The sequence below is a fragment of the Streptomyces sp. NPDC044719 genome (genome assembly GCF_056433405.1).
Genome location: NZ_JBWKHE010000003.1, coordinates 653,062 through 668,974, shown reverse-complemented (window position 1 = coordinate 668,974; position 15,913 = coordinate 653,062). Strand labels below are relative to the sequence as shown.

Genomic DNA, 15,913 nt, shown 5'->3' with positions numbered 1-15,913 from the left:
GTCAGAAGGGCAGGAACGGAAGCACGTAGGTGCGGTGGAGGGACTTCCACAGGGGCACGCTGCCGAGCTCGACCTCAGCGGTGCCGGTGGCGGGCGCGGGGATGCCGTCGAGGTCCAGTGGGTAGGCGGTCGAGTCCATGACCACGGCACCTCCCAGGTCGACGGGGAAGTAGGTGGAGACCGGGACCTCGGTCTTGCCGGACGGGGCGGATCCCACCCGGGCGGTGGCGACGGTGTCGTTCAGCACCAGGCCGTTCGTCCGCAGCGTCACGCGCTGCCCCGGGCGTATCTGGTCGGCCGCGGAGCCCTGCGGCAGGACGAGGCGGGTGCCGGCGGTGTCGGTGACGTAGGCCGCGGCCGCCGTCTGACGGGCCGGCAGGAACAGGGCGGCGCACGCGAGAGCGGCCAGCAGGGTGCAGACGGCTCCGACCCGGACCGGGCGGACGCCGGCGGCCTTCACCTCGGCGGAGAGCCGGAGGGCGCCGCGGATCAGTATCCATCCGAGGTAGGAGATTCCGGAGGCGGCCAGCAGGAGTCCCACCCAGCCGACCCGCTGGAGGGTGCCGAGCCAGGTGTGGAGGGCGGCGCTCAGGAAGTACGCGGGGAAGGCGAGGCAGGCGAAGCCGTAGGCGATGGTCCAGCGGGTGGGCAGTTCGCGCTGGTAGGTGCCGCCGAACAGGAACCGGGCGAGCGTCCGGCGGGCGTCGGCCATGGCGCGGTCGCGGAGGTAGGGGACGTCCACATGGCTCATGAGGGCGATGTAGCCGTCGAGCTTGATGAACGGCGTCAGGTTGAGCAGGGCCGTTCCGTAGCTGGTGACCGCGAAGAAGAGCAGGCAGGTCCTGAGGGTGCCGTCCGCGAGGGGCCAGGCAGCGAGGGCCGAGGCGGCGGCCAGGGACGTCTGGACCGCGGGCCCGGCGAGCGCCGTGTGGACGCGCTGCCGGCGGGCCGGGAGGCGCCAGGCGTCCGAGACGTCGCAGAAGAACGCCGGCATCAGGTAGAAGAGCATGACGCCGATGCGTGAGGGGCGGCCCCCGTAGCGGATGAGCACGGCGGCGTGGCCCAGCTCGTGGATGGACACGCCGAGCAGCAGAGCGAAGAGCACTCCGGCGAACGAGCCCGCGGACAGGGGGCTGTTCAGCGTCACCGCGACCGCGTCCCGCTGGGCGACGAGGGCGACGACACCGAGCAGGACACAGAGCATCCCGGCCGCCACCGCACCCCGGGAGAAGACACGGGCGAACAGCGGGCCCAGGGCCTGCATCGTGCGTCCCGGCCGCAGCAGCGTGAGCTGGAGCGTCATCGGCGGGACGATCTGGAAGCGGGGGGCGACGGCGGGTGCCGGGGTCTCGCCGTCGTCGAGCAGCTTCAGGGAGTCGAGCCGCGAGATCGCGCTGCCCACCCGCTCGGTGCTCCAGGCACCGCCCAGCCGGGCGGCGAGGGCCTCGTGGTCGCGCTCCCCGTCCAGCTCCTGGACGAGATCCGCGACCTTTTCGTTGATCCGTACGTAGCGGGCGCCGTGCTGGAGGACCCAGTCGCCCTGGCCGTCGGCCGGCGAGTGGACCTCGGCGCTCGGGGCGAGGCGGGGACGCCGCGCATGGGCCGGGATGGTGGGCGGCGGTGGACTCGTGACAGCGCTCATGGAGTTTCCTAACGGGACGGCTGCGGGGAGTGGGAGAGCGCGGTGCACCCTTGCGGGGGTCCGGCCGGACGGGCCGGCCGGACCACCGCAGATCCTCGGTGTCGCCCGAGGGGGCTCCAGCTCGCGGAGGGGAGGCCGGCTACTCCGTCTCCCGTCGCGTCAGTGCGCTCGCCGGTGTCGCTCTCAGGTGAGGGTGATGGAGGTGGCGACGGATGCGCTGATGGCCGTGCCGACGGAGACGCCGGTCCAGAAGCCGGGGGCCTCCAGGGCCTCGAGCTCCTGCATCTCCAGCTCGCCGAGCTCGGCGTTCTCGATGTTCTCGACGGTGCCCAGGTTCTCGCTCATGTCGGTTGCCTCTCTGTGGCGTTGTACGGGGTGGTGTGAGTGGTGCGGCCGGTGCCGGCCGCCGGGCTGATCAGGTCAGGGTGACGGAGACGCCGACCGAGACGCCGGTGGAGAAGGCGACGCTGATGGTGCCCCAGCCCGGGGCCTCCAGGGCCTCGAGCTCCTGCATCTCCAGCTCGACGAACTCGGCGTTCTCGACGTTCTCGACGGTGCCCAGGTTCTCGCTCATGCCGGTTACCTCTCTGCGAAGTTCTTCTTGGGGGTTTCTACGGGCTGATCAGGTCAGGGTGACCGAGACGCCGACCGAGACGCCGGTGGAGAACGCGACGCTGAAGGTGCCCCAGCCCGGAGCCTCCAGGGCCTCCAGCTCCTGCATCTCCAGCTCGACGAACTCGGCGCTCTCGACGTTCTCGACGGTGCCCAGGTTCTCGCTCATGTCAGTTGCCTCTCTCGGCTGTGCGACGGAGTCGGACGGTGCGACGGGATGTGGTGGTGCGGATCCGGGGCCCCCGGCTGCCGCGCGGCTCACGGGGAGCCGGGCGGCAGCCGTCGGGGGTGTCCGGCCGTGCGCGGGGCACGGTGCGGCGGATCGGACCGGCGGGAGCCGGCTCGATCAGGTGAGGCTCCAGGCGACGGAGACGATCGAGATACCGACGCTGACGCCGGCGCTGGTGGCCCAGCCCGGGGCCTCCAGGGTCTCCAGCTCCTGCATCTCCAGCTCGGTGCCGAGCTCCTGCAGCTCCTGCTCGACCGGGTTGTTGTACGCCATGGTGTTCTCCTTGCGTTGTCGGTTCGGTGATGCCGGTTGGTGCGGTGGTGCGGGTGCTCCTCCGGGTCAGGCGCTCAGGCCGCCGGGAGGGGTTCGGGGGAGCCGGCCACGGAGGCGGTCGGCTCGGTGGCCTCGGCGAGGAGCGCGGCGATGTCGTCGGCGCTCAACCCGGCGAGGGTGGGAAGTCCGGCGCCCCAGGCGCGCACGCTGCGCAGGGCGATGTGGTGGCGCAGGTGCGGGGCGAGGTGCACGGTGCGGTCGATCCGCCAGCGCAGCATCAGCTGTTCGAGACCGTCGTCGGGCCGCGGCGCGAGCCACGGGGCCTGCTCCCGCAGGCGCTTCCACAACCGCTGGACGCGGTCGGCGCTGCCGAAGCGGGTGTCTCCCCGCAGGGCCTGCCGCCACACGACCGGCCACAGGGCGCCGACCGCGCGCATCTTGGCCAGACCCAGCGTGGTGGAGAGCTCGTTGGCGAGGGCCCAGCACTTCACCGCGTACGGGTTGCGGCCGACGTTGATGGCTCCGCGCTGGCTCTCGGCGCTGAGCCGGGCGGCCCGCAGCCTCCCGGGTGCGGGGGCCGTCAGACCGGCGGCGATGTGCCGGGCCAGTTCGTCGCCGACCGTGAGCAGCCGGCCCGCCAGCTCCTCGACGGCGGCGTCCTGTTCGGCGAGGTCGAGGGTGTCGCTGCTGTACGGGATGACCGTCCTGAAGAGCGCTTCGAGCACGCCGTCCATGACGAGCGGCCCCGGGAGGGTCTCGGTGGCCTCGGGCACCCAGAGGGCGGCACGGGGGCGCAGGCACTCCCCCATCGCGATGCGTTTGCCGTCATCGTGGGGGAAGCAGGCCACGGGTCCCGCCTCGCTGCCGGTGCCCAGGGTGGTGGGGACCGCGAGGACCTCGGCGTGCTCCCCCCACGGGAGCGGGAGCGCCACCAGTCCGCTGCGCTGCCCGGAGGTCAGGTAGCGCAGGAGGTCGGGCCGGCGGCCGACGGCGGCCGAGAGTTTCGCGAAGTCGAGGGTGCTGCCCCCGCCGACGCCGACGACCAGCTCACCGGGAGAGAACCGGGAGGCGAAGGCCTCGACGGCCGGCATCCCTCCGTCCGCCGGGGTGACCGTCCGCTCGGGCGTGAACCCGGCGTGGGCGATCTCGGCGAGGATCTTCCGGGTGACGGCGTGGTCGGCCACGGCCGGGTCGGCCAGGACGGTCACGCCGGTGGGGCTCAGTTCCCGCAGCAGCACGGGAATCCGGTCGTAGGTGTCGAGAGAGACGGGCATGGGGTCAGCTCCTCGCGGCCAGGGAGGTCGCCGGCAGCAGGCTGGTGAGTCCCTCCTCGACGCAGGTCATGAGCTCGGCGACCTCGGCGCGGCTGTAGGTCAGGGAGGGCACGAGCTGGATGCCGGAGGGACCGGGGTGGACGATGGCGCCCGCGCGGCGGATCCGGGTGATGAGCTCGGCGACGTCCGCTCCGGCCAGGGCTCGGCCGTCGGGGTGGGTCAGGTGCAGGGTGCGGAAGCAGCCGACGCCGGTGGTGTGCGTGGCGAGGGGGTGCCGCTCGACCAGTTCCGCGAGCCCCTGCTGGAGCCAGGCGGCGACGTTGCGGCCCGCCGTGACCGCGTCGAGGCGCTCCATCTCGGAGATCGTGGCGCTGATGGCGGCGCAGGCGAGGGCGGTCGCGCCCTGGGTCTCGGCGTGGGCGAACATCGTGTCGTGCTCGACGAGGGCCCGGGTCACCCGGTGGGACATCACCAGGGCGGCGGCGGGGCAGGCCCCGTTGGTCAGGCCCTTGGAGGTGACGAGTACGTCGGGCAGGCCCGGCCAGCTCTCGGAGGCGAACCAGCTTCCGGTGCGGCCGAAGCCGGTGGCGACCTCGTCGGCGACCAGGAGGAAGCCGTACTCGTCGCGCAGGCGGCCCAGTTCGGCCACGAACGGCTCGTCGAGCGGGAGGGTGCCGGTGCCGACGACGGGTTCCACCACGACCGCGGCGACCTGGCCGCCGAGGGCGGCCATCAGCCGGCCGAGTTCCTCCGTGTCGTTCGGGGTGACGTGGCGGATGAGCCGCTGGTCCACTCCGTAGACGCGCTGTCCGAGGTCCTCCCCGGTCAGGGCGAAACCGCCGAAGGTCAGTCCGTGGAAGCTGCCCCGCAGGGCGACCACCAGGTTGCGGCCGGGCCGCCCCTGTACGGCGTGGTGGATCCGCGCCAGTTTCATGACCGCGTCGTTGGCGACTCCGCCGCCGGTGGAGAAGAGCACCCGGTCGTAGTGGCCGGGCCCGCAGATCCGCAGCAGGTCCTCGGCGGCGCGGCGGGCGTAGCTGTTCTCGAAGCGGAAGGCCCCGAGGTAGGAGGCGTGTCGGGCGGCTTCGGCGATGGCCTCGGCGATGTGCGGGTTGCCGTAGCCGAGGTTCACGTTCCACAGCCCGCTGTCGGCGTCGAGTGCGGTGCTGCCGTCCGCGAAGGTGACGCGGTGTCCGGCGGCGCCGACGGCGCAGAGGCTGTCGTCGCCGTGGCTGGAGGGCGGTATGAGGTAGGGCCAGAGCGCGGTCATCGGGAGGCTTCCGTGGTCAGGAGTGTCACGCGGTGACGCTCGCCGGGCGGGGAGAGGAGCTGGCGGGAGGTGATGGTCAGGCCGGACGCGGTGAGCTCTTCCTCCAGGCGCGGCAGGTCGAGGACGGCCACGCGGTCCGTGCAGACCGTGACGGGGCTGTCGTCCTGCGGCGGGTCGGCGGGGAGCAGGGTGACCGTGCGGCTTTCGGCGCCGGGGGGCCAGTGCTCGTACAGCTCGTAGACGGTGCCGCCGGCTCCGGTGACCCGTACGGCCGTCTCGTCGGGGCTGTCGCACTCGCCCCGCTCCAGGACGGTCAGCAGGAACCGGCCGCCTTCGGCCAGGTGCGCGAGGACGCCGCGGTACAGGCCCGCGCGGCCGTCCTCGTCCAGGAGCGAGAGCGAGGTGGTGCCGAGCAGGATGTGCGGGAACTTCTGTCCGAGTTCGAAGCGGGACATGTCGCCCCGCACCACGGTGCAGCGCTCTCGCATCGACGCCGGGGCCCGGTCCAGTGCGGTCCGCAGCAGCGCCAGCATGTCGGTGGACAGGTCCAGGGCGGTGACGTGCCGACCGGTGGTGAGCAGCGGCAGGGTGAACCGTCCCGAGCCGGCCGCGAGGTCGAGCACGGGGCCGGGCGTCGTCCGCACGGCGGTCAGCAGGGCCCGGGTCTCCGGGTCGTCGTAAGTGGCGAGGTCGTGGTAGAGCGGGGCGCCGAGGGCGTCGTACAGCCCGCAGACACGGGCCCTGCCGCCGAGCTCGGCGATCCGGCGGGCGGCGAGGGTGCGTGCTTCGCCCGTCGCGGTGTCTTCGGTCGTCATCAGGGGCATGGCCGGGGCGCTCATCACGCGGCCGCCGGGACGCGCAGCGGCAGGTCGTGACGGGCGAACAGCTCGGCCAGCTGGTCCGTCTCGGCGGCGGGGACGAGGCCGCCCGCCTCTCCGGAGGTCGCGAGCAGGCACTCCAGGGCCTGTGCGGCGCGCCGGTCGACGGCGAACAGGCGGCTGCCGGCCACGATGTACGCCTCCCCGCCCCGGTCTTCGTCCCCGTACAGCACGATCGGCAGGGTCGGATCCGCCAGGTCGGCGTCGGCGCCGGACTCGGCGAGCCCGGGCGTCAGCCGGGAGCCGAAACCGGAGACCCGCAGGCCGGTGGCTCCGCGCGCCATGAGGCTGCGCAGCGCGCCGACGGCTTCGAGGTAGCGGGCCAGGAAGGGGCGTCCGCGCAGGGCCTCGGCCCGTGTCTCGGCCGGCAGTGCCGCGTCCAGTGCGGCGCCGGATCCGGTCCGGGCGAAGCGTTCGGTGAGGGTGTCGAGGCTGTCGTCGACCGTGCCGAGCACCGCTCCCGTGGGGCTGGTGGACAGCTGCCCGTTCCGGTCGGCGTAGAGGCGCAGGGCCGGTCCGTCCGCCGGGTTGTGAGCACCGCTCAGGGCGGCGGGGTCGGCCAGCAGTACCGAGGAGGTGATGAGGAACTCGGGGAAGACGCCCTCGGCGAGCGCCCGGTCGGCGTCGGCGAGGAACGCGTCGAAGTCGTGCCGGTCGAAGACGCGTATGACGGTGGGGCCGAAGACGGTCATGAAGGGGCTGGCGGCGTAGGCGTGAGTCTGCAGGAAGAAGTCCTGGCCGTTGGAGAACTCGTCGCCGGGCTCCGTGAGGCTGCCCTGGTAGCCGACGGCGGGGCCGAGGTCGCCGGTGCCGTCGCCGGGTGCCAGCAGGAGGGTGCGGGGGCCGACGAGCCCGGCGGCCGTGACGGCGGGGATGTGCGCCGCGTCGGCCAGGACGAGCGTGCCGACGCCGGCGCCGACGGGCCCGGCGAGCGGGGCGGCGGTGGCCCAGGAGATGAGGTGCTGCTTCAGACGTCCACGAGCTGTCATGTCCATGCCAGATAGGTCCTTTACTGGTCTGCTTCCCCCTCTGCGTTCGGGCAGCAGGGAATCGGGTTCGGGCGGTCAGCCACGAGCAGGCGGCAGGCGATCGGTCAGTGCGGTGCCGTCACGGACCGCAGGATCGCCGACAGGTCCGCGAGTGACTCCTGGGCGCCGAAGAGCTTGTGCACGGCCGTGGTGTTCAGGACGATCTCGTCCACTCCCACCTCTTCGTAGGCCCGGAGAGCCTTGACCACCTGCGGCAGATCGCCCCCCGCGAACGCGCCGGTCTCCACGACACCGCGCGCCACGTCCTCGATCCGCCCCGAGCCGACGTCCACACCCGCCCGGTTGAGCATGTCCAGATAGTGCGGGGCCTGCATGTGCGGCGCGTTGCCCGCCAGCGCCAGCCGTTCGGGCCCGGCGCCCTCACGCCCCTCCTTCTCCAGTCCCGCCGGGACCATGGCGACGACACGGGGCAGTGCTGTCCGCCCCGCCCGCGCGGCGCCCTCGGCCACCGCGGGCAGGATCACGTCCCGCAGGTATCCAGGCGGCGTCAGCCATGTGATCACGACGTCCGCCACCTCGCCCGCCAGCCGGGCCATACCCGGCCGCAGCACGCCCAGACCCACGTCGACCCTGGGCGCCGCGGCCGGGGCCAGCTGGCCCCGGAAGGTGAAGTGCGGGCCGTCCATGACGACCGTCTCGCCGTCGAGCAGCCGGCGCACCGCCGTCACGTACTGCCGCGCCACCCCCAGCGGCTTCTCGTACGGCGCTCCCAGGATGTTCTCCTGGAAGGCCCTGGCTCCCGGGCCGAAGCCCGCGATCACCGGTTCCCCGGTGGCCAGGGCCACGGACCGCGCTTGCAGAGCCGCCTCGTACGGATGGCGCAGGGGCATCAGCGTGACACCGAAGCCGGTCGGGACCCGGAACCCGGCCCCGGCCAGACCGGTGAAGGTCTGGTGGGGCTCCATCACCATGGCCTGTCCCTGCCAGAGGCGGCTCGCCCCGGTCCACCGGACGAGTCCGGCGAAAGGGAGCGCCTGCTCCAGGCGGCGGGGCACGCAGGGGAGGAGCACGGAGTAGTCGGTCATGGCGTCGGGGTCTCCTGGGTCGTGATGTCGGGCCGGCCGCTGCCGCTGACTACTTCCAGTCGTTGTTGTTCTTCGGCAGCGCGACCGGGCCGGGCAGCAGGTCGCCGATGAGCTGGAGCCACGCGCGGGGGTCGACTCCCGGGACGAACGCCGTCCCGGTCCCGCGCTCCGCCGCCGCCACGGACGCCGACCTTGTGACCGTCTCCGCCGCCGCCACGGACGCCGGCGCCGTGACCGTCTCCGCCGCCGCCACCGACTCCGCCACCGTCCGGCTGCCCGCCGGCTGCTCCGCGGCGACGGCCGTCCCCTGGCCGGCCAGGGCGATCATCCCCGCGGTCAGCAGACCGACGACGACGTGTCCACGACGACGGAACGACTGCGTGCTGCGGGACGTGGCGCGGTTCACGGATGTCTCCTCGATGCTCGATGCGGCGTTTCGTTCTGCGCTGTTCGTGCTTCCTTGCGAGAACGACTCTGCCGTCTGGCGAGGGCCGCCACGAGGCCATTTGCGCGCAGCTTGCTGCACGCGCGGATTCCTCAAGCTGCAGCGACGGCCCTCACGCCCTGCCCGCTCGCTGTCACCGAATTGGCTGTGCGATACCAGAACTAACGGACATATGTCGATAATCCGTCATTGACAGTCGAGTGCGGGCGCTCAAGGATTCCAGGGACCACATGTGTGATCGATCAGCAACAGGGGGAGACACATGGGCAATTCGCTCGCTTTCCTGGGCGTGAACGAGGAAGAGGAACGGCTGTACCGCGCCCTCCTGAGACGCGGCTCGTCCGCGCCCGCGTCCGGCACCCAGGAGCCCGGTCCGGACTCGCACACGCCGTTCGAGGAGTCGGCTCTGGACCGCCTGGTGGCGTTGGGGATCGCCACCAGGAACACCCAGGGCGCGGTCCGCCCGGTCCCTCCGCCCCGGGCCGTGGACACGTTGATCGACGGCCGGCTGCGCCACCTGCGGGAGGAGCTGGAGAGCGAGGCCACGCGACAATCGGTCATCGAGTCCCTGTTCCTGGAGCGCCTGACCGCCCCCTCCTCGTCCCGCGCGGACGCCGCCGACGGCGGCCAGATGATCACGCAGCTGCACGGGATCGAGGCGGTCCGGGAAGCCATCGACGAGCTGACCTTCTTCGCCCGGACCGAGGACCTGACCACGGAGCCGACCGGCATCCTGACCGAGGAGTCGATCGCCGTCTCGCACCCGATCAACATGCGGTTGCTGCGCCGTGGCGTGCGCATGCGCATGATCATGGGGTCCGCGATCATGCAGGACGACACCACGCTCACCTATATGCGTGAGCTGGTCTCGCACGGCGCCGAGGTGCGGATCTCCCACCACCCCATCGAGCGCGTGATCATCGTCGACCGGTCGGCCGCGCTGACCCCCATCAACCCCGCGCACACCTCCGTGGGGGCTCTGCTGGTGCGTGAACCCGGACTGGTGGCCACGCTGGTCACGCTCTTCGAGCGCATGTGGGAGGCCGCGGAGGAACTCCCCGGCGAGGACGCGGACATGCCGTCCGACATCGAACGCGAGATCCTCGCCATGCTCAGAGAGGCCGACAAGGACGAGACCGCGGCGCGCCGCCTCGGGGTGTCCGTGCGCACCTACCGCAAGCACCTGGCCACGATCATGCGCCGCCTGGGCGCCGCGAACCGGGTGGAGGCCGCGCTGCTCGCTCACGAGAAGGGCTGGCTGAGCTAGAAGGGCGGGCTGAGCTGAGAAAAGGCAAACGGCGCGTACAGCACGTACCTGCTCGTACGCGCCGACGCGCCGCTGGGGCGTGGCCTCGGTGGGCCTACTCTTCGTCCTCGGGCTTCTCCGCCTCGTTGATCTCTTCCTCGAGACCGAGCTGCTCGATGAGCCACTTGTCGAACTCGATCGCGGCGCGCACCCAGCTGACCGTCGAGGAGACGAAGTGCTCCAGGCTGACACCCATGCCGATCAGCATCTGGGCCTCGCCGATCAGGCGGACCGTGCCGTCGTCGTGGGTGTGGCTGTAGACCTTGGGCCACAGGGTGCGGCGGTTCCAGTCGTCGATGGACTCCAGGATCTGCGGCTTCGCCTCGATCTCGTGGGGCCGGTCGTAGAACGTCCGCACGGAGAAGACCTGCTGGTCTCCCTCACCCCGGAACATGAAGTAGGTGCGGAACTGCTCCCACGGCGCCGCGAGGTCTCCCTCGTCGTCGACGACGTACTTGAGCTCCATCTGGTCGAGGAGCTGCTTCACGAGGTCCTGATCCGGGACGACGGGGCCGGCCGGGCCGCCGGACTGCGGCTCGGGCTGGCCCCCGAAGTTAGGAATCGAGGACGGGTCGATGGTCACCGTGAATTTCCCTTCGTACGGATTCCGCCATCCTCCCCCATGCGGGGAGGGGGGTGGCAAGCCCGACCGGCCCCATCAGCCCTCGGCTGACAGGATCCGGCCGGGCGAGGGAAGCACCGGGTACCCACCGGAGTCTTCACACGGCTGTCAGGCGCGACGAACCTCGAAGATGTCGACCTTGTTGTTCCAGTGCCCGCCGCCCGGGTAGTCGAGGTTGGTGAAGTTCGACCAGCCGCCCGGCGGGTCGAGCCGCCGGACCCGGTCCTCGACGGGCCAGGAGCGCAGGTCGGTGATCTTCGCGTCGCCGTAGTTCACCGAGTAGCGGCCGACCCAGTAGTAGACGGCGCTCAGCTTGTCCCGGCAGCCCCACTCGTTGAGGTCCTTCGCCCCGTCGGAGTACAGCCGCAGGAGCCTGCCCTTGTAGCCGACCTTCATATAGAGGCACCAGTAGTCGGCGATGCAGCGGGCGGGCGGCGCGGCGGCCGCGCTGGGCCCGGCGGGAGCGGCGGCGGCGGCCTTCAGCGTCTCCTCGCGGATCTCGGCGGGCAGCTCGGGGTCGGCCAGCGCCTCGGTGTCCGAGTCGTAGCAGTGCACCTCACCGCTGGGCAGCTCGGTACAGCTGTCGGCGCCCTCCCACGAATCGGCGAGGTTGATCTTCCGCCCGTCGTACTCGGCGATCACGGGGTTCGCCGGTGCCTGGTCCGCCGGCGTGGCGGTGACCGACGGCTCGGCGGTGGGCTCCTCGGCCGCCTGCACCACGGTGCCGCTGGTGAGCACGAGCACGGTGGCCGAGGCCGTGGCCACGAGGGCAGCCGTCAACGATCTGCGTATCACGTCTGTCTCTCCGGGATGTCGTGGTGGCTGACGGATTTCCGCAGGTCAGCCGTGGACCAGCCGGGTGCCGTCGAGCTCCTGGGTGATGGCGCCCTTGCCGTCGCCCTCGATGTCGTAGACGACCGTGGCGTCCGACGACCACCACAGCTCACCGTCGTACGTGACGGACGGAGCGACGCAGATGTTCTCAGGCGCGTCGTAGAACCACGAGTAGTGGTTGTTGACGACCTCGGTCATGTCGCAGGTCTTCTTGGACCTGACCTCGTCGGTCCCGGAGGTGCCGAGGCGCGACTCGACCCGCGTCGTGATCTTGAAGCTGGTGAACCGCGTCGAGCCGTCGATGACCTGGTCGACGCCGAGCTGCCAGTAGACGACCGACTTCCCGGTCATGTTGCCGTTGGACATCGTGTTCGCACCGGTGTTCTCGACGTAGTAGGTCGTCTGCGGCTTCTGGCCGGGGAAGACGACGTCGAACTGGGACGAGGCCGTCCAGGCGGCCGCCGGGCCGGCGAACAGCACGCCGATCGCGAGGGCGGACGACGTGAGACCGGCTGCGGTCAGGATCTTGCGCATGGGCATTCCTTCTGGGCTGGAGTGGGTACGCGTGAGGCCAGTGCGGAGCGGAGCGAGGCAGAGCAGGGGGGCCGTCGAAGGGCTGGTCACCCGTGCCGGCGTCGGCGTGTGCCGTGCCGTGCCGTGCCGTGCCGCGATGAGATGCCCGTCAGCGGACGGGTGGCGGCGTGCAGGCGCGCGGAATGACGTGCATGGCTGAATTCCCCCGTGAATCCCCCGTGAATGGTCAACGCACCAGGCAGGACTGGTCAGGTCCACTTCACTGGCAGCCCGGTCACTCTAGACACAGGGGCAACACCCCGACAGAGATCCGCGGGCACGTGGCCGATACCGCTTTCACGAGCGGAATCGACGGGCGAATGCGAAAAGACGTTCGATCCCTGCAGGGGAAGTGTGAAGCCGCCGTGAAGCGGAAGGAACGCAGCGTGCGGATGCGGCCAGAGTTGGCCGAATGCCGCCCAATGCCTCGTACGCCCGGCCGGTTCACCTCATCACGGCATGCGACGGCCCGCCCCCCATGTGTGGGGCGGGCCGTCGTCGGGGCGTGAGCAGCCTCAGAGCGTCTTGCCCGTCGCCGGGCCCACGATCAGGCCCTCCTCGAAGCGGTCCACCCGGACCGTGTCACCGTCCTTGATCTCGCCGGAGAGGATCTCCTTGGCGAGGCGGTCACCGATCGCGGACTGGACGAGGCGGCGCAGCGGGCGGGCACCGTACGCCGGGTCCATGCCCTCCTCGGCGAGCCACGCCAGGGCCTCGGGCGTGATGTCCAGGGTGAGCCGCCGCTCGGCGAGGCGCTTGGCCAGACGGTCGAGCTGGAGCTTCGCGATCCGCTCCAGCTCGGGCTTGGTCAGCGCGGCGAAGACGACCAGGTCGTCCAGGCGGTTCAGGAACTCCGGCTTGAAGGAGGTCCGCACCACCTCGAGGACCTGCTCCCTCTTCTCCTCCTCGCTGGTGATCGGGTCGACCAGGAACTGGCTGCCCAGGTTTGACGTCAACACGAGGATCGTGTTGCGGAAGTCGACCGTGCGGCCCTGGCCGTCGGTGAGCCGGCCGTCGTCCAGGACCTGGAGCAGGATGTCGAAGACCTCGGGGTGGGCCTTCTCCACCTCGTCCAGCAGGACGACGGAGTACGGGCGGCGGCGCACCGACTCGGTGAGCTGGCCGCCCTCCTCGTAGCCGACGTATCCGGGCGGGGCGCCGACCAGCCGGGCCACGCTGTGCTTCTCGCTGTACTCCGACATGTCGATGCGGACCATCGCCCGCTCGTCGTCGAAGAGGAAGTCGGCGAGCGCCTTGGCCAGTTCGGTCTTGCCCACACCCGTCGGGCCCAGGAAGAGGAAGGAGCCGGTGGGCCGGTCGGGGTCGGCGATGCCGGCGCGGGAGCGTCGTACGGCGTCGGACACCGCACGCACGGCCTCGGTCTGCCCGATGAGGCGCTTGCCGAGCTCGTCCTCCATGCGCAGCAGCTTCTGCGTCTCGCCCTCCAGCAGGCGCCCGGCCGGGATGCCGGTCCAGGAGGCGACGACGTCGGCGATGTCGTCGGAGCCGACCTCCTCCTTGACCATGGTGTCCTTCGCAACCTCTTCCTCGGCCTCGGAGGCGGCCTCCAGCTCCTTCTCCAGGGCGGGGATCTCGCCGTAGAGCAGCTTGGAGGCGGTGTCGAAGTCGCCGTCGCGCTGGGCGCGTTCGGCCTGGCCGCGGATCTCGTCGAGGCGTTCCTTCAGCTCGCCGACGCGGTTGAGGGACTGCTTCTCCTTCTCCCAGCGGGCGGTGAGGCCGCGCAGCTCCTCCTCCTTGTCGGCGAGGTCGCGGCGCAGCTTCTCCAGGCGCTCGCGGGAGGCCGCGTCGGTCTCCTTGCCGATCGCCAGCTCCTCCATCTTCAACCGGTCGACGGCGCGCTGGAGTTCGTCGATCTCGACGGGGGACGAGTCGATCTCCATGCGCAGCCGCGAGGCGGCCTCGTCGACCAGGTCGATGGCCTTGTCGGGCAGGAAGCGGGAGGTGATGTACCGGTCGGAGAGCGATGCGGCCGCGACCAGCGCGCTGTCCGCGATCTGCACCTTGTGATGGGCCTCGTAGCGGCCCTTGAGCCCGCGCAGGATCGCGATGGAGTCCTCGACGGTCGGCTCGGCGACCAGCACCTGCTGGAAGCGCCGCTCCAGGGCGGGGTCCTTCTCGATGCGCTCCCGGTACTCGTCGAGGGTCGTGGCACCCACCATGCGCAGCTCACCGCGCGCCAGCATGGGCTTCAGCATGTTCCCGGCGTCCATGGCGGAGTCGCCGCCCGCGCCCGCCCCGACGACGGTGTGCAGCTCGTCGATGAAGGTGATGATCTGCCCGTCGGAGTCCTTGATCTCGGCCAGGACGGTCTTCAGCCGCTCCTCGAACTCGCCCCGGTACTTCGCCCCGGCGACCATCGCGCCCAGGTCGAGCGCGACCAGCCGCTTGTCCTTCAGCGACTCGGGCACATCGCCCTTCACGATCCGCTGGGCGAGCCCCTCGACGACGGCGGTCTTGCCGACACCGGGCTCGCCGATCAGCACGGGGTTGTTCTTGGTCCGCCGGGACAGCACCTGCACGACCCGCCGGATCTCCTGGTCCCGCCCGATGACCGGGTCCAGCTTGCCTTCGCGGGCGGCGGCGGTGAAGTCGGTGCCGAACTTCTCCAGGGCCTTGTACTGGCCCTCGGGGTCGGCCGTGGTCACCCGGCGCTGCCCCCGCGCCTTCTGGAAGGCCGCCTGGAGCTTCTTGGCGTCGGCGCCCTGCTGGGAGAGCACCTCGCCGGCCGCGCCGCCCTTCGCCGCGATACCGACGAGGAGGTGCTCCGTGGAGAGGTACTCGTCCCCGAGCTCCTTGGCGCGGGCCTGCGCGTCGGCGACGACTGCGAGCATCTCGCGGTTGGGCTGGGGAGGCGCCACGGTGGAGCCGGTCACGCTGGGCAGCCCGGCGAGTACACGCTCGGCTCCGGCGCGTACGGCCGCCTGGTCGGCGTCGACGGCCGCGAGCAGATCGGTGATGTTCTCGTTGTCCTGCCCCTGGAGCAGCGAGAGCAGCAGATGGGCGGGGGTGAGGTCGGGGTGCCCCTCGGTCACGGCCCGGTTGCTGGCCGCGTTGATCGCGTCCCGGCTCCTGTTGGTCAGCTCGGCGTCCACGTTCGCGTTCTCCTCCTCCTGGCACTGACCCGATCAGCGCACTGACTCAATCAGCGTACATAAAGTTGAGTCTATTCCACTCAAGGCCGGATCCGGGAGCACGCGAAGGTTATGTTCCGGGTCATGGCCACCAAGTACTCCGTCGATCCGGGTGCCCCCGACCAGCCGTATCTCGCCTTCTGGCGGGAACGGCACGTCTGCACCCTGACGACTCCCCGCCCGGACGGCACTCCGCACGTGGTACCCGTCGGAGTCACATACGATCCCGAGGCCCGTCTGGCTCGGGTGATCGCGAACAAGGCGAGCGCCAAGGTGCGCCACGTACTGGCCGCCGGGGAGAAGGGGGCGGCCGTCGCCGTCTGCCAGCTGGAGGGCAAGCGGTGGGCGACGCTCGAGGGCCGGGCCTTCGTCCACGGCGAGCCCGAGCGGGTCGCGGAGGCGGAACGCCGCTACGCGGAGCGCTACGGCCGGACCCCGTCACCCAACCCTGCGCGCGTGGTCATCGAGATCGAGCTGACGCGGGCGATGGGGCGAGGGTGAGCGGGGTTGAGCGGAGTGAAAATCCACACCGGTGATCGCCTGCTTCCGGCCACGGCGTGACCTGGCCGATTCCAGGAAATGTCCCCCAAAACTGCAGCGGCGTCACCGTGTTCAGGTCACGGTGACGCCGCTGCAGGGGGAAACACCCTAACGCGCTCTTCAGAAAGGGGAACCGACTTGGGGAACGAGGGGGGTGGGAAAGAGGGTCCCTCGGGAAGGGAACTTGGC

General features: G+C 71.1%; 17 protein-coding genes. 2 read left to right on the top strand and 15 right to left on the bottom strand.

The window, feature by feature from the left end:
• Position 1 precedes the first annotated feature (1 nt).
• From mpaP to AC07DF_RS14490, 11 genes are all read right to left on the bottom strand, one after another.
• Positions 2-1,642: a daptide biosynthesis intramembrane metalloprotease gene (mpaP, locus tag AC07DF_RS14540; protein WP_478970490.1), complete on the bottom strand. Its 1,641-nt coding sequence runs from the start codon at positions 1,640-1,642 to the stop codon at positions 2-4.
• A gap of 183 nt (positions 1,643-1,825) precedes the next feature.
• A complete protein-coding gene (locus AC07DF_RS14535; protein ID WP_478970488.1) occupies positions 1,826-1,987 on the bottom strand; it encodes a daptide-type RiPP in 162 nt (53 codons plus the stop codon).
• Between the two features lie 70 nt (positions 1,988-2,057).
• Entirely contained in the window at positions 2,058-2,216 is a 159-nt protein-coding gene (locus AC07DF_RS14530) for a daptide-type RiPP (RefSeq protein ID WP_478970486.1), read from the bottom strand.
• Positions 2,217-2,264: 48 nt separating this feature from the next.
• A complete protein-coding gene (locus AC07DF_RS14525) occupies positions 2,265-2,423 on the bottom strand; it encodes a daptide-type RiPP (protein ID WP_478970484.1) in 159 nt (52 codons plus the stop codon).
• 177 nt (positions 2,424-2,600) lie between these two features.
• Positions 2,601-2,756, bottom strand: a complete 156-nt coding sequence (locus AC07DF_RS14520; protein WP_478970482.1) for a daptide-type RiPP — start codon at positions 2,754-2,756, stop codon at positions 2,601-2,603.
• Positions 2,757-2,830: 74 nt separating this feature from the next.
• Complete coding sequence (mpaC, locus tag AC07DF_RS14515; protein WP_478970480.1) at positions 2,831-4,030, bottom strand: daptide-type RiPP biosynthesis dehydogenase; 1,200 nt, start codon at positions 4,028-4,030, stop codon at positions 2,831-2,833.
• Between the two features lie 4 nt (positions 4,031-4,034).
• Positions 4,035-5,300: a daptide-type RiPP biosynthesis aminotransferase gene (gene mpaD / locus AC07DF_RS14510; RefSeq protein ID WP_478970478.1), complete on the bottom strand. Its 1,266-nt coding sequence runs from the start codon at positions 5,298-5,300 to the stop codon at positions 4,035-4,037.
• The gene (mpaM, locus tag AC07DF_RS14505) at positions 5,297-6,115 is read right to left on the bottom strand and encodes a daptide-type RiPP biosynthesis methyltransferase (RefSeq protein WP_478970476.1); all 819 of its coding nucleotides are present in this window, start codon (positions 6,113-6,115) and stop codon (positions 5,297-5,299) included. Before mpaM ends, mpaD begins: the two co-directional genes overlap by 4 nt.
• A 23-nt stretch (positions 6,116-6,138) precedes the next feature.
• The gene (mpaB, locus tag AC07DF_RS14500; protein ID WP_478970474.1) at positions 6,139-7,173 is read right to left on the bottom strand and encodes a daptide biosynthesis RiPP recognition protein; all 1,035 of its coding nucleotides are present in this window, start codon (positions 7,171-7,173) and stop codon (positions 6,139-6,141) included.
• 98 nt (positions 7,174-7,271) lie between these two features.
• On the bottom strand, positions 7,272-8,252 hold the full coding sequence (locus AC07DF_RS14495) for an LLM class flavin-dependent oxidoreductase (RefSeq protein WP_478970472.1): 981 nt from the start codon (positions 8,250-8,252) through the stop codon (positions 7,272-7,274).
• A gap of 49 nt (positions 8,253-8,301) precedes the next feature.
• Positions 8,302-8,658: a hypothetical protein gene (locus tag AC07DF_RS14490; RefSeq protein WP_478970470.1), complete on the bottom strand. Its 357-nt coding sequence runs from the start codon at positions 8,656-8,658 to the stop codon at positions 8,302-8,304.
• Positions 8,659-8,959: 301 nt separating this feature from the next.
• Here AC07DF_RS14490 and AC07DF_RS14485 point away from each other — a divergent pair, with 301 nt between their 5' ends.
• On the top strand, positions 8,960-9,964 hold the full coding sequence (locus AC07DF_RS14485) for a helix-turn-helix transcriptional regulator (protein ID WP_478970468.1): 1,005 nt from the start codon (positions 8,960-8,962) through the stop codon (positions 9,962-9,964).
• Between the two features lie 94 nt (positions 9,965-10,058).
• On the opposite strand, the gene AC07DF_RS14480 is transcribed toward AC07DF_RS14485, so the two are convergent.
• The 4 genes from AC07DF_RS14480 to clpB all read right to left on the bottom strand — a co-directional run bounded on the left by AC07DF_RS14480 (position 10,059) and on the right by clpB (position 15,145).
• Entirely contained in the window at positions 10,059-10,586 is a 528-nt protein-coding gene (locus tag AC07DF_RS14480; protein ID WP_478970466.1) for a YbjN domain-containing protein, read from the bottom strand.
• Positions 10,587-10,733: 147 nt separating this feature from the next.
• On the bottom strand, positions 10,734-11,420 hold the full coding sequence (locus AC07DF_RS14475) for a hypothetical protein (protein WP_478970464.1): 687 nt from the start codon (positions 11,418-11,420) through the stop codon (positions 10,734-10,736).
• Positions 11,421-11,465: 45 nt separating this feature from the next.
• The gene (locus AC07DF_RS14470) at positions 11,466-11,993 is read right to left on the bottom strand and encodes a hypothetical protein (RefSeq protein WP_478970460.1); all 528 of its coding nucleotides are present in this window, start codon (positions 11,991-11,993) and stop codon (positions 11,466-11,468) included.
• A gap of 554 nt (positions 11,994-12,547) precedes the next feature.
• The gene (clpB, locus tag AC07DF_RS14465) at positions 12,548-15,145 is read right to left on the bottom strand and encodes an ATP-dependent chaperone ClpB (RefSeq protein WP_478970458.1); all 2,598 of its coding nucleotides are present in this window, start codon (positions 15,143-15,145) and stop codon (positions 12,548-12,550) included.
• Positions 15,146-15,268: 123 nt separating this feature from the next.
• On the opposite strand from clpB, the gene AC07DF_RS14460 reads away from it, so the two are divergent.
• Positions 15,269-15,685 carry a pyridoxamine 5'-phosphate oxidase family protein gene (locus AC07DF_RS14460; protein ID WP_478970456.1) on the top strand — a complete coding sequence of 139 codons (417 nt, stop codon included), beginning with the start codon at positions 15,269-15,271 and terminating at the stop codon, positions 15,683-15,685.
• The last annotated feature ends 228 nt before the right edge of the window (positions 15,686-15,913 follow it).